We start from the raw sequence: 17,049 nt of genomic DNA on the forward strand, positions 1-17,049 counted from the left end.
CGGATCGAAATGGTAAGCCCGCTGAGGTTCACCTCGGCGGGCTTTTTCGTTTGCGACGAAAGGTCCGGGACGCAGCATCGACAGGGCGAAGTTCGCCCCCTAGGGTCGCGTATCGTTTCTGGCTGTGGGGCCCTCAGTTCATGCGTCTTGTCTCTTCTTTTGCCGCCGTTCTTCTGGCGAGCGCCGCCTTGTCCGCCTGCGCCACGGCGGCCAATCCCGCTGCGGGCCACACCTTGCCAGCCTTCGATGCGGCGCGCATCTCGCAGGACATCAAGACCCTGTCGGACGACAGCTTCGAGGGCAGGGGCATCGCCACCCCGGCCGAGGAAAAGGTCATCCGCTATCTGAGCGAAGGCTACGCCGCCGCCGGGTTCGAGCCGGGCGGGCCGAACGGTCAATGGACGCAGGACGTGATCCTGAACCGCTTCACCCAGTCCAATGTGCGCGCTTCGCTGAAGTTGGGCGACTGGACCCTGCCGATGACGCAAGGGCGCGAGGTCGCCATCTCGACCCGCCGCCCGGCCGAACACGTCAGCCTGAAGGACGCCCCGCTGGTCTTCGTCGGCTATGGCATCAATGCGCCCGAGCGGCAGTGGAACGACTTCAAGGGCCAGGACCTGCGAGGCAAGATTCTGGTGGTGCTGGTCAATGACGCCGACTTCGAGGAGCCGGCGCTGAACACCTTCGGCGGTAAGGCCATGACCTATTACGGCCGCTGGACCTACAAATACGAAGAGGCGGCCAAACAGGGCGCGGCGGGCGTGCTGATCGTGCACGAGACGGCGCCGGCGTCTTACGGCTGGCAGACGGTCGCCAACTCCTGGGGCGTGTCGCAGTTCGACATCCTGCGCCAAAATGCGGCGGCGGAGCGCGTGCCGATGGAGGGCTGGATCCAGCGTGATGTGGCGGTCGACCTGTTCCGTCGCGCGGGTCTGGATTTCGACGCGCTGAAGGTCCAGGCGCGCAGCCGTGACTTCCAGCCGGTCGCCTTGCCCGGCGCATCCTTCTCGACCGACTTCGACGTGGCCACCAATCAGGTCACCAGCCACAACGTCATCGCCCGCCTGCCGGGCACAACTCATCCGGACGAGACGATCCTCTATACCGCCCACTGGGATCACATCGGCATGGGCGAGCCGGATGCGACCGGCGACCGGATCTTCAACGGGGCGGTGGACAATGCCTCGGGCACGGCGGGTCTGCTGGAGCTGGCGCGCATGTTCGGTCGCGCGCCGCGCACCGAGCGCTCGATCGTGATGATCAGCTTCACCGGCGAGGAAAGCGGCCTGCTGGGCTCGGAATACTATGCGGTGAACCCGGTCTATCCGCTGGCCAAGACGGTGGGCGGGTTCAACATGGACTCCATGAATGTCTATGGCCGCGTCACGGGTCTGGGCGTCACCGGATATGGCCAGTCGGACTTCGACGAACGTCTGGCGGCGGCGATTCAGCCGCAAGGGCGGTCGCTGGTGCCGGACTACGAGAATGCGGCCGGCACCTATTATCGTTCGGACCACTTCCCGCTGGCCAAGCGCGGGGTGCCGATGGCCTACGCCGGCAGCCGGGGCGAATTCCGCGACGAACCGATCGCCGCGCGCGAGGCGGCGCGGTCGGAATACGGCGCCAAACGCTATCACCAGGCGGCGGATGAATGGTCGCCCGACTGGGACTACAGCGGCATGATCGAGGACCTGACAGTCTTCTACGATGTCGGTCGCGCCCTGGCGAACGGTCGCGACTGGCCGCAGTGGAAGTCGGGTTCCGAGTTCGCGCCGGTGCGCGCCACGACCGCGTCCGAACGCCGCTAGTCTTTTTACAAATCGAGATGGGGCGGGGAGGGATCTCCGCCCCTTTGCCATTCCGCCTGTCGAGTCAGTTCAATGATCCATCGCCGTTCGCCCCTGATCGCCCTCGCGGCGCTCGCGCTCGCCGCCTGTGCGACGACGCCGGTCGCATCTCCGGCGCCGAAGCTGGACGCCTTCGGCGTCGCCTCGGCCGCGACGCCTCAGTTCAGCGCCCAGCGCCTGTCGGACCACATCAAATATCTGGCGTCGGACGAGTTGGAGGGACGGTTCCCCGGCCTGATCGGCGAGCGGCTGACCCTGGCCTATCTGCAGGCGCAGTATGAGGCGATGGGGCTGGAGCCGGGCGGGCGCGACGGATCGTGGCTGCAGCCCGTCGATCTGGTGCGGTTTACGCCCGCGCGTGCGCCGATGGCGTCCTGGACCGGGGCGGACGGCGTGGCGCATCCGCTGGTTTCCGGGACGGACATCACCCTGCGGGCCGGGTCGGCGGAACCGCTCGTGACGGCCGAGGCGCCGCTGGTCTTCGCCGGTTACGGCATTTCGGGCCCGACCTGGGACGACTATGGCAATGCGGACCTGACCGGCAAGGTCGTGGTCATTCTGCGCGGCCAGCCGACGGTGATGGGCGAGGATCCCAACTTCTACGGCTCGACCACGCACAAGACCCAGGAGGCGCTGAAGCGCGGAGCCGTGGGCGTCATCACGCTTCAGGACCAGGACAACCGCTGGCGCCGCGCCGTGGGAGGCGCGACCCGGCCGCAGATGACGGTCAAGGGCGCGCAGGACCCGCGATTCAGCGGATCCATCAACATGGCCACGGCGACAGCGATCGGCGGCACCGACTTGGAAACCGCCGTCGAGCGGGCGAAGACGACCGCCTTGGGGGGCGTTCTGGATCTGGGCGCGCGTCTCAGCGTCGATATCGCGGAGACCACCGAGGTCATCCACTCCAACAACCTGCTGGCCAAGATCCCCGGCACTGAGCGGCCTGACGAATACGTCTTCTATTCCGCCCACTGGGATCACGTCGGCAAGGCCCGGACGCCGAACGCCGAGGGCGACGACATCTTCAACGGCGCCTGGGACAATGCGTCGGGGACGGCCGGTCTGATCGAGATGGCGCGGGCGTTCAAGGCTGGACCGGCGCCGAAGCGCACCGTGGTCTTCCTGCACGTCACGGCCGAGGAGCAGGGGCTGCTGGGGTCGGAGGCCTATGCCGCCGATCCGGTCTATCCGCTTGCCAAGACGGCGGCGGACATCAACATCGACATGCTGCCCTTCACGCCGGCGACGCGCGACGTGGCGGTGTTCGGCGTTGGCAAGTCCGAGTTGGAGGACATCCTGGGCCGGTTTGCGGCCGTGCAGGGGCGGGTGGTGACGGGCGACGGCTATCCGGAGGAAGGCTTCTACTATCGCTCCGACCACTTCAATTTCGCGGCCGGCGGGGTGCCGGCCCTGATGCCGTGGACAGGCCGCGATTTCGTGGAGGGCGGGATCGAAGCGGGCAAGCCCTATTACGAGGGCGCGATGGCCAAATATTATCACAAGCTGACCGACGAATGGCGGGCCGACTATGACTTTACGGCCGCCCTGCAGAACCTGGATCTGCTGTATCGGCTGGGGCTGACGGTGGCCGACAGCGAGAGCTGGCCTGCGTGGAAGCCGACGGCCGAGTTCAACGCCATCCGCGACCGTACGGCGGAGCAGAGGCGCTAGGCCTCAGGCCGCGCCGAACGGATAGGGGCTGACGGACTTGGACCAGTCATCGACCGCCAGCGGGCGGTCGATGGGGGCGGCGGCGCGTTCGGCGCAGGGGTGACGGTGACACAGGCGGCAGGCCGGGCCGATGGGCGTGACCTCGGGGTTCTGCAGGTCGATGCCGTGCGCGTAGGCCAGACGATGCGCATGACGCAGTTCGCACCCCAGGCCGACGGCGAGGTCGTGGCGCTCATCATAGCCGTCGTGGCCTTGCCGCTCGACCGTGCGGGCGAAGGTGAACCAGCGGCCGCCGTCTGGAGTCTCGATGATCTGGGTGACGATGCGGCCCGGCGTGCGGAAGGCCGAATGCAGCCGCCAGCGCGGGCAGGCGCCGCCGAAACGCGAGAAGGGAAAGGCGCCCGCCGCATAGCGTTTGGAGATGTTGCCCGCCTGATCGACCCGCATCAGGAAGAAGGGCACGCCACGCGCCGTGGGGCGTGACAGGGTCGTCAGGCGGTGCGCGGCCTGTTCATAGCTGACGCCGAACCGGGCCTGGAGCCGGGCCAGGTCATAGCGCGTCTCTTCCGCCGCCCGCTGGAAGGCGACGTAGGGCATCAGGGTCGCGGCGGCGAGGGTGTTGGTCAGGGCGACCTTCAGCAGCGATCGAGTGGGCCCGTCCGGGGCGTTCGCGGCCTCTGCCAGCGCGTTGAGCGCCGGCCCCTGCTCGGCCAGGGCCAGTTGATAGGCGATGGCGAAGGCGCGCGAGGACGGCCCCAGGGTTTCCGACAGCAGCAGACGGCGGCGGTGCAGGTCGTAGCGGCGGGTCCACTCCACCATCACCTCGGCCGGCAGGGTACGGACGCCAAGGTCGTGTTTGGCCGCCAGCCGATGGCGGGCGGCGGGTTCGAAGCCGTCGGCGTGGGCGGGCGTCTCGGCGGACAGGGCGTCGGACAGGGCTTCGCCCATCTGGTCCAGTTCGGGAAAATGGTTGCCGCGCGACTGGATGTATTCGCGCACCCATTCGGCCGGGCTGGTCTCGATCGGGCTTTCGCCCGTCTCGGCGGCGGCGCGGGCGCGCGTGCGGCCGTCGTCGAAGGCCTGATAGAGGCGCAGCAGGGCGTCGGCCACGCCGGGCGCCTCTTCCAGCAGTTGCACCAGTTCATGCCGGGGCGCGGACAGACCCTTGAACAGGGGGTCGGTCAGGATTTCCGTGAGCCGCGCCTCGTCCGCCGCCCCGCCCTGGTTCAGGGCGCGCAGATCCACGTCATAGGTGTCGGCCAATCGCAGCAGCAGCTGGGCTGAGACCGGGCGCTGGTTACGCTCTATGTGATTGAGGTAACTTGGAGAAACGTCCAGATCGGCGGCCATCGCGGTCTGGGTCAGGCCCAGATCGCGCCGCAGCCGCTTGAGCCGGGCGCCCAGAAACAGCTTGCGATCAGCGGCGGTGTTCATCCCTGCATGATGTCACAACGTGACTAATTAAGCAAAGTCATATTGTGACAAGATGACCCTGTTGATGGGCTTAGATCGGTACAAGTTTTGACCGGCGCGTGTTCTTATCCCTGAGACGGCGGCTGCGGCCGCGCCCTTCAGAGACTGAGTTCGACCATGACCACCTTCGCCGATCTGGTGCCTTCGCCCGCTGGCCGTTTTGACGGCATCGAGCGGCCCTACACCCCTGAAGACGTCCTGCGCCTACGGGGATCGGTGCCGATCACCCATACGCTGGCCGAGCGTGGCGCCAACCGCCTGTGGCAGTTGCTGCATGACGAGCCCTTCATCAATGCGCTGGGCGCCGTCACCGGAAACCAGGCCATGCAGATGGTCCGCGCGGGTCTGAAGGCCATCTATCTGTCAGGCTGGCAGGTCGCGGCGGACGCCAATACGGCCGGCGCCATGTATCCCGACCAGTCGCTGTACCCGGCCAACGCCGCGCCGGAACTGTGCCGCCGCATCAACCGCACCCTGCAACGCGCCGATCAGATCGAGCATGCCGAGGGCGGGGCCAAGCGCGACTGGTTCGTTCCTATCGTCGCCGACGCGGAAGCCGGTTTCGGCGGGCCGCTGAACAGCTTCGAGATCATGAAGGCCTTCATCGAGGCGGGTGCGGCCGGCGTGCACTTCGAAGACCAGCTGGCGTCCGAGAAGAAGTGCGGCCACCTGGGCGGCAAGGTTCTGATCCCGACGCAGGCGCATGAGCGCAATCTGGTCGCCGCGCGTCTGGCCGCCGACGTCATGGGCACGCCGACCATCACGGTCGCCCGCACCGACGCCGAAAGCGCGCAGCTGATCACCTCCGATATCGACGAGCGGGACCAGCCCTTCATCGATCGCGACAATCGCACGCCTGAGGGGTTCTTCCGCCTGAAGGAAGGCACGGGTCTGGACCACTGTATCGCGCGCGGTCTGTCCTACGCCAATATCGCCGACTTGCTGTGGTGGGAGACGTCGCACCCGGATCTGGAAGACGCCAAGAAGTTCGCGGAAGCCGTCCAGAAGGCCCATCCGGGCAAGCTGATGGCCTACAACTGTTCGCCGTCGTTCAACTGGAAGGCCAAGCTGGACGACGCCACCATCGCCAAGTTCCAGCGCGAGCTGGGGGCCATGGGCTACAAGTTCCAGTTCGTGACCCTGGCCGGCTTCCACAGCCTGAACAACGCGATGTTCGAGCTGGCGGACGGTTATCGCGACCGCGGCATGGCGGCGTATTCGGAGCTGCAACAGCGCGAGTTCGCCAACGAGGCCATCGGCTACACCGCCACGCGTCACCAGCGCGAAGTCGGCACCGGCTATTTCGATCAGGTCGCCACCGTCATCTCCAACGGCACGTCCTCGACAACAGCGCTGAAGGACTCGACCGAGACCGCCCAGTTCACCCACGCGGCTTAACCCGGAAAGGAACCCGCAAATGGAACCGCTGACCCGAACCGAAGCCATCATCGACTTCTGCCTGGCGCCCCTGGCGCTTGATACCGGCACGGAGGCCGAGCGTGAGGTGCGTCGTCGTCTGACGCACGTGCTTCGGACCTATCAGTCCAAGACCGCAACGCCTGTCGCCGTGGACTTCTCGTCCATGCCGTCACAGGTCATCAACGAAGCGGCGCACGGCTACGAATAGGCCAGCCGCCCAAGAAAAAGGCCCGCTCCGATCGCTCGGGGCGGGCCTTTTGTCGATCAGGGCAGGAAAACCTAGCGTGTCGTCGGGCCGGTGTTCAGCGATTGGGTGGTCGCAACCGCCGGGGTCGGAACAGGCGTCGCTTGCGGGACGGTGACCGAGATGGGCGTGCGCGTCGGCGCGGCTCCGGTTTCCTGAGGATCGCCGACGACGATGGTGGTGATCTGCGTCGCCTCGGTGGTGCAGGTCGCCAGGTCGCGGGTGATGTGGCGGCCCAGGCAGAAGATGTCCTCATAGCTGGGGCGCGAGGCGGCCAGGCACTGGAACAGCATCAGCTTGGACATATCCATGCAGAACTCGCTGTTCGGCTCGTGCGTCAGAGCCTCTGTGTTGACCCGGGCCTCGTCGCCGCCGGCGCCGAGCGCGCCCAAAGCCGCGATGGCCAGAGAGCGGACGACGGCGGGGGTGTAGGGCGGGCCCTTGCGCGAAGGCTCCAGCCCCAGTCCCGTGCCGCTGTTGGCGGCGGCGAACAGGCGGCTCGATTCCTCCGGCGACGGCAGCATCTTTGCAGCGGACAAGGTCTTTGCGCTTTCCAGCCGCACTTCGCGGTTCGGGATCGGCGTAATGGCCCAGCGGCGGCGAGGATCGCTGCGGCCCTGGATGGTGTAGGCGTCCTGCTCGATCGCCTCGGCGATGGCGCGCATGGCGATGGCGTCCTTGCCGACGGTCGCCGAGATCAGGCCGGCGGCGGCGTCGGCGCCCGGCAGGGTGGCGGCGTAGGCTGGATCGGCGACGATCTGGGCCACCATGCGCTGCCGTTGGGCCGGATCGATCGCATACTGCTGCACGCCGGCGACGAACTCTGGCGACTGCAGGGCGATGATGGCGCCGTAAGCGATCAGGCCGCGCGACAGCTGGTCGGCGTCATAGGCCGAACCCTTGCGCAGGGCGGCCTGGATCGATTCCGCATCTGGGAAGCCGCCCGGCTGGATCGTCTGGGCTTCGCGCAAGTACGCGACGTAGATCGCGGCGGCGTCCGCCACGCCCTGGTTCAGCGACACGGGGGGCGGCTTGCGGGCGGCCAGTTCGGCCGCCAGACGCTGGGCTTCCAGCTCGGCCTTCGAGGGTCCGCTCTCGCAGCTGGCGAGCAGGACAGCGGCGGCGAGGGCGGCGGCCGACAGGCCGCGGCTCAGTAGGGCCGTTTTCATGGAGACTTCCTCAGGCGATCACGCGCGCAAAAAGCGCCAACACTGTTGGCGCTTATAAGGCGGGCCTTATGGTTATCCGAAGGTTAATCGAACAGTTTCGAGACCGATTCTTCGTTGGCGATCCGTCGGATAGCCTCTCCGACCAGCGGAGCCACCGAAACCGCTCGGATTTTCGGGCAGTTCAAAACTTCGTGGGGTTGCTCGATGGAGTTGGTGATCACCAGCTCCTTCAGCGGGCCGTCGGTGATGCGCTGGACGGCGGGGCCGGACAGGACGCCGTGGCTGATATAGGCCGAAACCTCCGTCGCGCCTTGGTCGATCAGGGCCTTGGCGGCGTTGACCAGGGTGCCGCCCGAATCGACGATGTCGTCGAACAGGATGCAACGGCGGCCCTGAACATCGCCGATGATGTTCATGACCTCGCTCTCGCCGGCCTTGGGGCGGCGCTTGTCAACGATGGCGAGATCGGCATCCAGGCGGCTGGCCAGTGAACGCGCGCGCACCACGCCGCCGACGTCGGGCGAGACGATCATCAGGTCGTCGCCGCGGGCGTAGTTTTCCTTGATGTCCTGCGCCAGTACGGGGGTCGCGACCAGATTGTCGGTCGGAATATCGAAGAAGCCCTGGATCTGACCGGCGTGCAAATCCATCGTCAGGACGCGGTCGGCGCCGGCGCGGGTGATCAGATTGGCCACCAGTTTGGCCGAGATCGGCGTGCGGCCGCCGGTCTTACGATCCTGACGCGCATAGCCGAAATAGGGGATGACGGCCGTGATCCGTTTCGCCGAGGCCCGCACCAGGGCATCGGTGATGATCAGCAACTCCATCAGGTTGTCGTTGGCCGGATAGGAGGTCGACTGCAGGATGAAGACGTCCTCGCCGCGGACGTTCTCCTCGATGATGGCGAAGACTTCGTTGTCGGCGAACCGCTTGACCTGGGCCTTGGTCAGGGGCGCATCCAGGTGGTCGGCGATCGCCTGGGACAGTGCACGGTTGGAGTTGCCTGAGAGCAGCTTCATCGGCCGGTCATCCTTTCGCCGTCATCCGCCCCCCATGAACGGCGGTCGGTTGGCGCGCTCTTTACCAGTGGAGCCGGGCAGGGCAAGTCGTATGCTGAGTTTTCCTCGGCATGGCGCGGCTCGGTCGCGGGTGCTAGAGGTCGCCGCGTTGGTTTCCGGGGAACGGCTTCAGGGCCGTCCTTCACACGTCATGGGGTCGTCCTTGTCCGCTTCTAAGTTCCGTTCCGGCATGGTGCTGATGGCCGCGGCGCTCGCCGCAGTGACGATTTCAGGCTGCTCGGGCACCAAGCGTCCCAAGCTGGCCTATGAGGAACGTCCGGTCGAGGCGCTGTACAACACCGGCTATGATCGGCTGCAGCAGCGACGCTGGTCCGACGCCGTCGATTATTTCCAGGAAGTCGAACGCCAGCATCCCTATTCAGACTGGGCGCGTCGTTCGATCCTGATGCAGATCTACGCCTACTATCAAAACAACGCCTATGCCGACGCCATCGCGGCGGCGGACCGGTTCATCCAGCTGTTCCCCGGCAATCCGTCGGCCTCCTACGCCTTCTACATGAAGGCCGTCTGCAACTTCGAGCAGATCACGGATGTGGGACGCGACCAAGGTTACGCCACCGCCGCCCTGGCCGGGCTGAAGGATGTCTCGCGCCGCTATCCGGGCACGCCCTACGCGTCGGACGCCGCCGTCAAGATCGACATGGTCAACGACCAGCTGGCCGGCAAGGAAATGAACATCGGCCGCTACTATCAGCGCGCCAACCAGCCGCTGGCGGCCCTGAACCGTTACAAGGCCGTGATCGCCAACCCGGATTTCCAGCGCACTTCGCATACGCCAGAAGCCCTGTATCGCTTAGTCGAGGTCAACCTTCAGCTGGGTCTGAAGGAAGAGGCGACGCGGAATGGCGCCGTGCTGGGCTACAACTATCCGGGCAGCCCCTGGTACGCCGAGGCCTATGCGCTGCTGACCGAAAACGGCCAGACGCCGGACAAGGCGCCCGAGGGCAAGCGTGAGAGCTGGCTGCAGCGGATCATTCCGGGCTGATCACGCGACGGCTTGTGCAATCCGGCGGGGATCGGGATTCTGTCGGTCATGATTCGTTCCGCCGGCGCCTGACGCGATGCTGACCGCCCTTTCCATTCGTGACGTCGTCCTGGTGGACGTGCTCGATCTCGAGGTCGAGAACGGCCTGACCGTGCTGACCGGCGAAACCGGAGCCGGCAAGTCGATCATCCTTGATGCGCTCGGCCTAGCTTTGGGCGGGCGCGGCGACGCAGGCCTGGTGCGCAAGGGCGCCAAACAGGCCGTGGCCACTGCCGTCTTCTCCGCTCCCGACGATCCTGAGTTGCTGGCCCTGATCGCCGACAAGGGGTTCGAGGTCCAGCCGGGCGAAGAGCTGATCCTGCGCCGCGTGCTTGGCACCGACGGCCGCAGCCGGGCCTATGTCAACGATCAGCCGGCCGGGGTGACGGCTGTGCGCGAGATCGGCGCGGCCCTGGTCGAGGTGCACGGACAGCATGAGACGGTGGGCCTGCTGGACTGGCGCACCCACCGGGCGTCGCTGGACGCCTATGGCGGTCTGCAGCCGCAGTTGTCGGCGGTCGCATCGGCCTCCGCCAAGCTCAAGGGCGCCGAGGCCAAGCTGGCGGAGCTGAAAGCGCAGGCGGCGGACGCCGATGCGCGGCGCGAAGAGATCAGCCTGAATCTCTCCGAACTGGATGCGCTGGATCCGCGCGCCGACGAAGAGACGGAACTGGCAGGCGAACGCGCCCTGTTGGGCGCGGCCGAAAAGGCCATCGCGGATCTGGGCGACGCCCGCACCCAACTGGGCGGCGACAAGCTGAGCCAAAAGCTGGGCGCGGCGCTGAGGGCCGTCGAACATGCGCGTCAGAGGGCAGGGCAGGCGGGCGCCGAGGGCGATCATCCGGTCATCGTCAAACTGTCGGCCGCCGTGGAGGCGATCGACCGCACCATGGTCGAGGCGGCGGAAGCCCTCGCCGCCGTGGACGCCGCCGCCGACGCCTTCGACTATGAGCCCGGCCGCCTGGACAAGGCCGAGGAGCGATTGTTCGCCCTGCGCGCCGCCGCCCGCAAGCTGCACACCACCGTCGACGCCCTGCCGACCCTGCGCATTCGCCTGCGCGAGCAGCTTCGGCTGATCGAGGATGGCGAGGAGGCGCTGACGAACGCCGGGCGCGAGGCGGCCGAGGCGGCGGAGGCCTATGATCTGGCGGCCACGTTCCTGACCTCGGCGCGGGAAGCCGCCGCCGAACGCCTGACCGCCGCCGTCATGGCAGAGCTGGGCCCGCTGAAGCTGGAGCGCGCGCGGTTCCGCGTGGCTCTGGAGCCGATCGAAGGCCGACGCGGGCCGGACGGCGTCGAGACGGTGCGCTTCCAGATCGCCACCAACGCCGGAACCGACTTCGGCCCGCTGGACGCCATCGCCTCGGGCGGCGAGCTGGCGCGTTTCGCCCTGGCGATGAAGGCGGCCCTCGCCAGTCGTGAGGACATGCGCCAGCCCGTGATGATCTTCGACGAGGTCGACCAGGGCGTCGGCGGCGCGGTGGCCGAGGCCGTCGGTTCGCGCCTGAAACGCCTGTCGAACGGCGCCCAGGTCCTGGTCGTGACCCACAGCCCCCAAGTCGCCGCCCGCGGCCACGCCCACTGGAAGGTGATGAAGGCCGATCGCGACGGTCTGACCACCACCACCACCGTCGTCGCCCTGGACGATCAGCGCCGCCAGGAGGAGATTGCGCGCATGCTTTCCGGCGCCGAGATTACCGACGAAGCCCGCGCGGCGGCGCGGGCCTTGATCGGCTGACTGAACCTTTTAGACGCCCAGGATCCAGCCCTCTTCCTGCTCGACCTGGGCGATCAGTTCCGGCGTGGCGTCCTTGGGCGGAGCGAACGCCTTGGCGAGGTCGCCGGTCTCGTCCATGCGGGCCAGGGTCTCAGCAGTCGTGCGAACCTGGGCTTGGTCCTTGAACTCGCCCGGCTGCAGCTTGGTCTCGAAGATCGACGGCCAGACTTCGACGAGCAGAGCCGACAAGGGCTCCACGTCATCGGGCGTCAGCGCGCGCCAGCCGGTGCCGTAGGGCCAGACGGCGCCTGACGGGCCGAGGCTTTCCAGCAGCCGGCGCACGGCCGGGATGCCGACCAGGGTCTGGCCGCCCACGGCGCCCGCGCCGTGCATCTGCCACACGCTCTTGGGTTGAAGCCGACCCTTGCGAGCGGCGTTTTCGGTGGCGCGGAACTCGGGGATGTCGGCACCGGAGCCTGCGGGCGGTTTCGTCGTGGTCAACCAGCGCTGGGCTTGTTTGGCCGGCGCACCCCACAGTGGCCAGGCCTCGTCGGTCATCAGCCGGTTCATCTTGGCCGCGACCTGATAGCGGTTGTTGGTGTTGTCGGCCTTGTCCACGATGTTGGAGGCGATGAATTTCCACATGGCTTGCCACGGGGTTCCGTCCAGCTTCAGCCGCGCGGCCGTGCCAACGGGATAGCCGAAGTTGAAGTCCAGCCCGACCAGCACCCGGTCGCCGCGCTTTCTGTGGTCCGCCAGGATCGAGGCCAGCAGGGCTTCGCCCTCCGCCCGGGTCGCGACATTGTGCGTCTCGGTATAGAGGCGGAAACGCACATCGCGCTTGGCCACGCCGATCCACAGCGAGGTGTCGCCGAGCTTCTTGGTTTCGGCGGCGGTCCAGTCGGCGACGATATAGGCGTCGAAAAGGCGGGCCAAGGCGGCCTCCCTGATAAAGGCATGTCGGTTAGGAGTGAGCCGGGCTTCTAACGCCGCATCGCGGCGACTGAAAGGCCCATGCGCCGTCTCAGCTCTTCAGCAGGGCTTCCAGATGCGACAACCAGCGGCGGCCGAGACGAAGCGCCTCGCCAGGGGAGCCGGTCTGGACGGGCAGGGCGGCGTCCCACAGGGCCAGTTCGAACTCAGGGTGTCGGGCGTCGGCGAACATCAGCCGCAGCACGACCTGTTCGGCATCGGGGGCCAGCACGTCCAGGGACTTGCGCGCCTCGCCCCGGCGGATGCGGGCGACGACGTGGCCGTCGACGATGATCTCGCCTCCCTCGACCTCATCGAAGGCGTAGACCAGGCCATGGGCGCCGTTGGCCCACAGCACGACCACCTGTTCGACGTCGAAGTTCAGGGCGCAGGCGCGACCTTCGCCCGGCGAGAGGGCCTCGACCTCCGGCGCGGCGCCCAGGGTTTTGAGCATGGCGCGGTGCAAGCGGCGCGGCGGCTCCATCCACCACGACAGCGCCAGGGCCAGGGTCGTCAGCAGGGCCGCCGCGAGGGCGATCAGCAACACCACCCGCAAGACGTCGGCCATGGTCGTCAGGCCTCCAGATCGAGATCGACCACCACGGGGACGTGGTCGCTGGGTTTTTCCATGTCGCGCGCGTCGCGATGGGTCTCGATCCCCCGGAACCGGTCGGCGGCCTGGGGCGACAGCAGGGCGAAGTCGATGCGGATGCCATGGTCCCGCTGCCAGGCGCCGGCCTGATAGTCCCAGAAGGTATAGGTTCCCGCAGGTTCGCCGCCAATCTCGTGCGCATCGGCCAGACCCAGGTTCCTGAGCGCGCGGAAAGCCTGGCGACTCTGCGGCTGGAACAGGGCGTCGTCAGTCCAGGCGGCCGGATTCTTGGCGTCTTCGGCTTCCGGGATGACGTTGTAGTCACCGCAGAGGGCCAGCGGCTCCTCGAACGCCAGCAGATCTTGGGAATGGCGGTTCAACCGATCGAACCAGGCCAGCTTGTAATCGAACTTCTCGGTCCCGATCGGATTGCCGTTCGGCAGATAAATGGCGCCGACGCGAATGGGCCGGGGCGCCTCGACCAGGGCTTCGATATAGCGCGCCTGCTCGTCAGTCTCGTCGCCTGGCAGCCCGCGCCGGATGTCGGACAGCGGATACTTCGACAGCAGCGCGACGCCGTTGTAGCTCTTCTGGCCGTGGGTCTCGACATTGTAGCCCAGGCTCTCGAAGGCCTCGCGCGGGAACTTCTCGTCCACACATTTGATCTCCTGGAAACAGGCGACGTCGGGGGCGGCCTGCTCCAGCCACGCCAGGACGGTGGCCAGGCGGGCGTTGACGGAGTTCACGTTCCAGGTGGCGATGCGCATGACGGCGACGCTAGGCTGCGTCTCGGTTTTGGAAAAGAGGGCGCAAAAGAAAAGGGCCGCCGGATCGCTCCGACGGCCCCTTCGTCTAGTCTAAAGGGTCGCTTACGGACGACCGCCGGCCGGAGCGGGGGCAGCAGCCGGCGCCGTCGTCAGCTTGCAACCGCCGCCGATCTGCTGGGCCGTCGCGCAAGGATAGATTTGCTGGACTGCGTTTTCAGGGTTCAGGCGAGCGATGACGCCATCGGCGCTGTCGCACTTGGCCTCATAGAAGACGCCGTTGGCGTTCTGACCCATCAGGCGGGCTTCGGTGACGTTGCAGGACGCCGCTTCCGAACCGGCCAGCAGGGTCTTCACGAAGGCGGCGTTTTCAGCGGATGTCGTGAACTCGCACGTTCCGCGTTCGGCAAGAACCTGGATGCAAGGGGTCTTGGTCCAAGTTGCGCCTTGCTGCTTGATCCAGAAGCCAGGCCCATCCGAGCAGCCAATTTCATAGACGACTGCGCCGTCGTTGGATTGGCCGCGCAGTTTGGCCTGATCCACCGTGCAAGCAACGCCGGCGTCCTTGGCGTACTGACGAAGGAACTTCTGGATATCCGTGTTTGCGGCGAGTGTGCATTGGGCCGGCGTTGCGGTCGGGTCGGCGGCCCGCGCAACATCGGCGGAATGCGCCAGGATGATGCAACTCAGCGCCTCCGGCGGCGTCTTGGTTTCGACGATATAGCCCGGCGCGGTTCCGCAGGCGACTTCGTAGACCGTCGTATCGGTGGCAGTCTTGCCCAGAAGCTTAGCCTCGCTGACCTGACAGCCTGTCGTCGTCAGCGCCATCTGCGCCTGAGCGGCGGCCAGGATCTGTTCGGGTGTCGGCGCGGCTGGCGCCCGTTCGCGGCGCTGGCGACCGGCGGCGGCGCGGGATGTGCCCTGCGTGACTGCGGCTTCGTTGCCGCTGCTGCCGGGTTGCTGTCGGTCTTGGGCCATGGCCGGCGCGACGGCGAAGGCGCTGAACACAAGCGCCGCAAAGGCGGCGGCGAGGCGGGACTTCATGGAAACACCTTGGGTTTCTGAATGCATGGCTGCTTCGTGGCGGTGTATTTGGGCGGGGTCAAGGCGGGTGTGGACGGCGGCGCGGGACACGGGCTAAGTATCTGCGCGTTTCGATTGGAGACTGACTTGGCTGATGGAACGGCGCCGACGACGGCCGCGAAGGATGGGCGGGGGCTGATCTATCCGTTCGACGCCATGCCCGGCGCGGGCGAGGCGATCGAGGTCGCGCGCGGCGTGCTGTGGTTGCGGTTCGCCCTGCCGTTTCAGCTGGATCATGTGAATGTCTACGCGATCCGGGACGGCAACGGCTGGGTCGTCGTCGATACGGGGTTGAAGACATCGGCCACCGTCGCGGCGTGGGAGACTGCGTTGGATGCGGCGCTGGGCGGCAAGCCCGTGACGCGGCTGATCTGCACCCATATGCATCCCGATCACATCGGACTGGCGGGCTGGCTTTGCGAGCGGTCGGGCGCGCCATTGCTGATGTCGCGACTGGAGTATGTGACGGCGCGGATGCTGATGGCCGAGGAGGCGGGCGACGCGCCGGCGGACGGCGAACGCTACTATCGTGCGGCGGGTTGGAACGATGATCAGATCGCGCGCTGGCGTGCGGACTACGGCGGCTTCGGCAAGGGCGTGGCGACGATGCCGCGCAGCTATCTGCGACTGTCCGACGGCGACAGCCTTCAGATCGACGGCGACGACTGGAGCGTGGTCGTCGGGTCGGGCCATAGTCCCGAGCACGTCTGCCTGTGGCGACGGTCGGACGACGTCTTCATCGCCGGGGATCAGATCCTGCCGCGCATTTCGTCCAATGTTTCGGTCTGGCCGACGGAGCCTGAGGCCGATCCGCTGGGCGACTGGATGGACTCGCTGGATAAGCTGAGGGCGCTGTTGTCGGAGGGCGCATTCGTCCTGCCGGCGCATGGCGAGCCCTTCTATGGCGTTCATGCGCGGCTCGACGCTCTGAAACGAGGGCATGAGGTCGCGCTGAAACGGCTTGAGCGGACGTTGCGTCAACCGTCTAGGGTAATCGACGGCTTCCCCGCCGTCTTTGGTCGAGCGGTCGGGGACGGGGTGCTGGGCATGGCCACAGGCGAGGCCCGGGCGCACCTGAACTATCTGGAACGACGCGGCCGCGCGACACGGACGCGGGACGAGAACGGCGTCGACTGGTGGAGCGCCGTCGCACAGGACGAGGAAACGACGTGAGCGAACATATTCGCAGTGAACTGGCCGACGGCGTCCTGACCGTCACCCTGGATCGGGCCGACAAGAAGAACGCCATCACCCAGGCCATGTATTCGGCCCTGGCCGAGGCGACGGAACGGGCGCGCACCGACGATGCGGTGCGGGTGCTGCTGCTGCGCGCCGAGGGCGACAGCTTCTCGGCCGGCAACGACATTCAGGACTTCATCGCCCTGGGCTCGCAAGGGGCGGGGCCAGGCGATATGCCGGTGTTTCGTTTCCTGAAGGCGCTGGCGGATCTCGACAAGCCGGCTGTGGCCGCCGTGAAAGGGCGGGCGGTCGGGATCGGCCTGACCATGCTGCTGCACTGTGATCTGGTGGTGGTCGCCGAGGATGCGCTGCTGTCCGTGCCCTTCGTCAATCTGGCCTTGGCGCCCGAGGCGGCGTCCAGCCTGCTGTTGCCGGCCGTGATCGGTCATCAGCGGGCCTTCGAACTATTCGCGCTGGGCGAGCCGCTGGATGGCCGGACGGCCCTGGCGTGGGGTATCGCCAATCGCGCGGTCCCGGCCGATCAGGTTGAGGCGACGGCGGCGGAACTGGCGGCCAAGGTGGCGGCCCGCGCGCCCAACTCGATCCGCAAGACCAAGCGGCTGATGCGCGACGCGGAAGGTCTATGGGCGCTGATGCAGCGCGAGGGCGAGGCCTTCGGCTCACAGATGAAGAGCCCCGAAGCGATGGAGGCCTTCATGGCGTTTACGCAGAAGCGGGCGCCGGACTTTTCGAAGGCGGGTTGAGCGGTCGTCACAAGGCCTTGCCTTGATTTGGCGCAGCTTTGCTTCTAGG

Annotated in this window: 15 protein-coding genes; 8 read left to right on the plus strand and 7 right to left on the minus strand. The window is 67.0% G+C overall.

Features of this window, described 5'->3' with window-relative positions; translation table 11 throughout:
- Positions 1–140: 140 nt before the first annotated feature.
- Both Q9R14_RS02445 and Q9R14_RS02450 read left to right on the plus strand, forming a co-directional pair.
- Positions 141–1,808 (plus strand): M28 family metallopeptidase, encoded by a 1,668-nt coding sequence (locus Q9R14_RS02445; RefSeq protein WP_371929752.1) that lies wholly within the window; start codon positions 141–143, stop codon positions 1,806–1,808.
- A gap of 72 nt (positions 1,809–1,880) precedes the next feature.
- Positions 1,881–3,521, plus strand: coding sequence for a M28 family peptidase (locus tag Q9R14_RS02450; protein WP_306003374.1), 1,641 nt, complete (start codon positions 1,881–1,883; stop codon positions 3,519–3,521).
- A 3-nt stretch (positions 3,522–3,524) separates the two neighbouring features.
- Here Q9R14_RS02450 and Q9R14_RS02455 read toward each other — a convergent pair whose 3' ends face one another.
- Entirely contained in the window at positions 3,525–4,955 is a 1,431-nt protein-coding gene (locus tag Q9R14_RS02455; RefSeq protein WP_306003375.1) for a short-chain fatty acyl-CoA regulator family protein, read from the minus strand.
- Positions 4,956–5,111: 156 nt separating this feature from the next.
- Here Q9R14_RS02455 and aceA point away from each other — a divergent pair, with 156 nt between their 5' ends.
- Complete coding sequence (aceA, locus tag Q9R14_RS02460; RefSeq protein ID WP_306003376.1) at positions 5,112–6,392, plus strand: isocitrate lyase; 1,281 nt, start codon at positions 5,112–5,114, stop codon at positions 6,390–6,392.
- A gap of 19 nt (positions 6,393–6,411) precedes the next feature.
- The gene (locus tag Q9R14_RS02465; protein ID WP_045810109.1) at positions 6,412–6,621 is read left to right on the plus strand and encodes a hypothetical protein; all 210 of its coding nucleotides are present in this window, start codon (positions 6,412–6,414) and stop codon (positions 6,619–6,621) included.
- Positions 6,622–6,692: 71 nt separating this feature from the next.
- Here the strand turns inward: Q9R14_RS02465 and Q9R14_RS02470 are convergent, their stop codons facing one another.
- Positions 6,693–7,826, minus strand: coding sequence for a hypothetical protein (locus Q9R14_RS02470; protein ID WP_306003377.1), 1,134 nt, complete (start codon positions 7,824–7,826; stop codon positions 6,693–6,695).
- A gap of 83 nt (positions 7,827–7,909) precedes the next feature.
- Entirely contained in the window at positions 7,910–8,845 is a 936-nt protein-coding gene (locus tag Q9R14_RS02475) for a ribose-phosphate pyrophosphokinase (RefSeq protein WP_039245590.1), read from the minus strand.
- A 190-nt stretch (positions 8,846–9,035) separates the two neighbouring features.
- Between Q9R14_RS02475 and Q9R14_RS02480 the strand changes: the two genes are divergently transcribed.
- A complete protein-coding gene (locus tag Q9R14_RS02480) occupies positions 9,036–9,890 on the plus strand; it encodes an outer membrane protein assembly factor BamD (protein WP_039245588.1) in 855 nt (284 codons plus the stop codon).
- A 76-nt stretch (positions 9,891–9,966) separates the two neighbouring features.
- Positions 9,967–11,667 carry a DNA repair protein RecN gene (gene recN / locus Q9R14_RS02485; protein WP_306003378.1) on the plus strand — a complete coding sequence of 567 codons (1,701 nt, stop codon included), beginning with the start codon at positions 9,967–9,969 and terminating at the stop codon, positions 11,665–11,667.
- Positions 11,668–11,676: 9 nt separating this feature from the next.
- Here recN and Q9R14_RS02490 read toward each other — a convergent pair whose 3' ends face one another.
- The 4 genes from Q9R14_RS02490 to Q9R14_RS02505 form a co-directional block, all read right to left on the minus strand.
- Positions 11,677–12,582 (minus strand): cobalamin biosynthesis protein CbiG, encoded by a 906-nt coding sequence (locus tag Q9R14_RS02490; RefSeq protein WP_306003379.1) that lies wholly within the window; start codon positions 12,580–12,582, stop codon positions 11,677–11,679.
- 88 nt (positions 12,583–12,670) lie between these two features.
- The gene (locus Q9R14_RS02495; protein WP_306003380.1) at positions 12,671–13,186 is read right to left on the minus strand and encodes a hypothetical protein; all 516 of its coding nucleotides are present in this window, start codon (positions 13,184–13,186) and stop codon (positions 12,671–12,673) included.
- Positions 13,187–13,191: 5 nt separating this feature from the next.
- On the minus strand, positions 13,192–13,977 hold the full coding sequence (gene xth, locus Q9R14_RS02500; protein WP_306003381.1) for an exodeoxyribonuclease III: 786 nt from the start codon (positions 13,975–13,977) through the stop codon (positions 13,192–13,194).
- Between the two features lie 102 nt (positions 13,978–14,079).
- Entirely contained in the window at positions 14,080–15,018 is a 939-nt protein-coding gene (locus Q9R14_RS02505; RefSeq protein ID WP_306003382.1) for a hypothetical protein, read from the minus strand.
- A 126-nt stretch (positions 15,019–15,144) separates the two neighbouring features.
- On the opposite strand from Q9R14_RS02505, the gene Q9R14_RS02510 reads away from it, so the two are divergent.
- Complete coding sequence (locus Q9R14_RS02510) at positions 15,145–16,230, plus strand: MBL fold metallo-hydrolase (protein ID WP_306003383.1); 1,086 nt, start codon at positions 15,145–15,147, stop codon at positions 16,228–16,230.
- Complete coding sequence (locus tag Q9R14_RS02515) at positions 16,227–17,000, plus strand: enoyl-CoA hydratase (RefSeq protein ID WP_306003384.1); 774 nt, start codon at positions 16,227–16,229, stop codon at positions 16,998–17,000. Before Q9R14_RS02510 ends, Q9R14_RS02515 begins: the two co-directional genes overlap by 4 nt.
- The last annotated feature ends 49 nt before the right edge of the window (positions 17,001–17,049 follow it).

It is taken from the genome of Brevundimonas sp. C43 (genome assembly GCF_030732185.1).
Classification (GTDB): Bacteria; Pseudomonadota; Alphaproteobacteria; order Caulobacterales; family Caulobacteraceae; genus Brevundimonas; species Brevundimonas diminuta_C.

Bases quoted from the DNA above. Each gene is read 5' to 3' on its own strand.
- xth (WP_306003381.1), bottom strand. From the start codon at position 13,977: ATGCGCATCGCCACCTGGAACGTGAACTCCGTCAACGCCCGCCTGGCC.
- Q9R14_RS02495 (WP_306003380.1), bottom strand. From the start codon at position 13,186: ATGGCCGACGTCTTGCGGGTGGTGTTGCTGATCGCCCTCGCGGCGGCC.
- Q9R14_RS02470 (WP_306003377.1), bottom strand. From the start codon at position 7,826: ATGAAAACGGCCCTACTGAGCCGCGGCCTGTCGGCCGCCGCCCTCGCC.
- recN (WP_306003378.1), top strand. From the start codon at position 9,967: ATGCTGACCGCCCTTTCCATTCGTGACGTCGTCCTGGTGGACGTGCTC.
- aceA (WP_306003376.1), top strand. From the start codon at position 5,112: ATGACCACCTTCGCCGATCTGGTGCCTTCGCCCGCTGGCCGTTTTGAC.
- Q9R14_RS02505 (WP_306003382.1), bottom strand. From the start codon at position 15,018: ATGAAGTCCCGCCTCGCCGCCGCCTTTGCGGCGCTTGTGTTCAGCGCC.
- Q9R14_RS02480 (WP_039245588.1), top strand. From the start codon at position 9,036: ATGGGGTCGTCCTTGTCCGCTTCTAAGTTCCGTTCCGGCATGGTGCTG.
- Q9R14_RS02455 (WP_306003375.1), bottom strand. From the start codon at position 4,955: ATGAACACCGCCGCTGATCGCAAGCTGTTTCTGGGCGCCCGGCTCAAG.
- Q9R14_RS02475 (WP_039245590.1), bottom strand. From the start codon at position 8,845: ATGAAGCTGCTCTCAGGCAACTCCAACCGTGCACTGTCCCAGGCGATC.
- Q9R14_RS02445 (WP_371929752.1), top strand. From the start codon at position 141: ATGCGTCTTGTCTCTTCTTTTGCCGCCGTTCTTCTGGCGAGCGCCGCC.
- Q9R14_RS02450 (WP_306003374.1), top strand. From the start codon at position 1,881: ATGATCCATCGCCGTTCGCCCCTGATCGCCCTCGCGGCGCTCGCGCTC.
- Q9R14_RS02465 (WP_045810109.1), top strand. From the start codon at position 6,412: ATGGAACCGCTGACCCGAACCGAAGCCATCATCGACTTCTGCCTGGCG.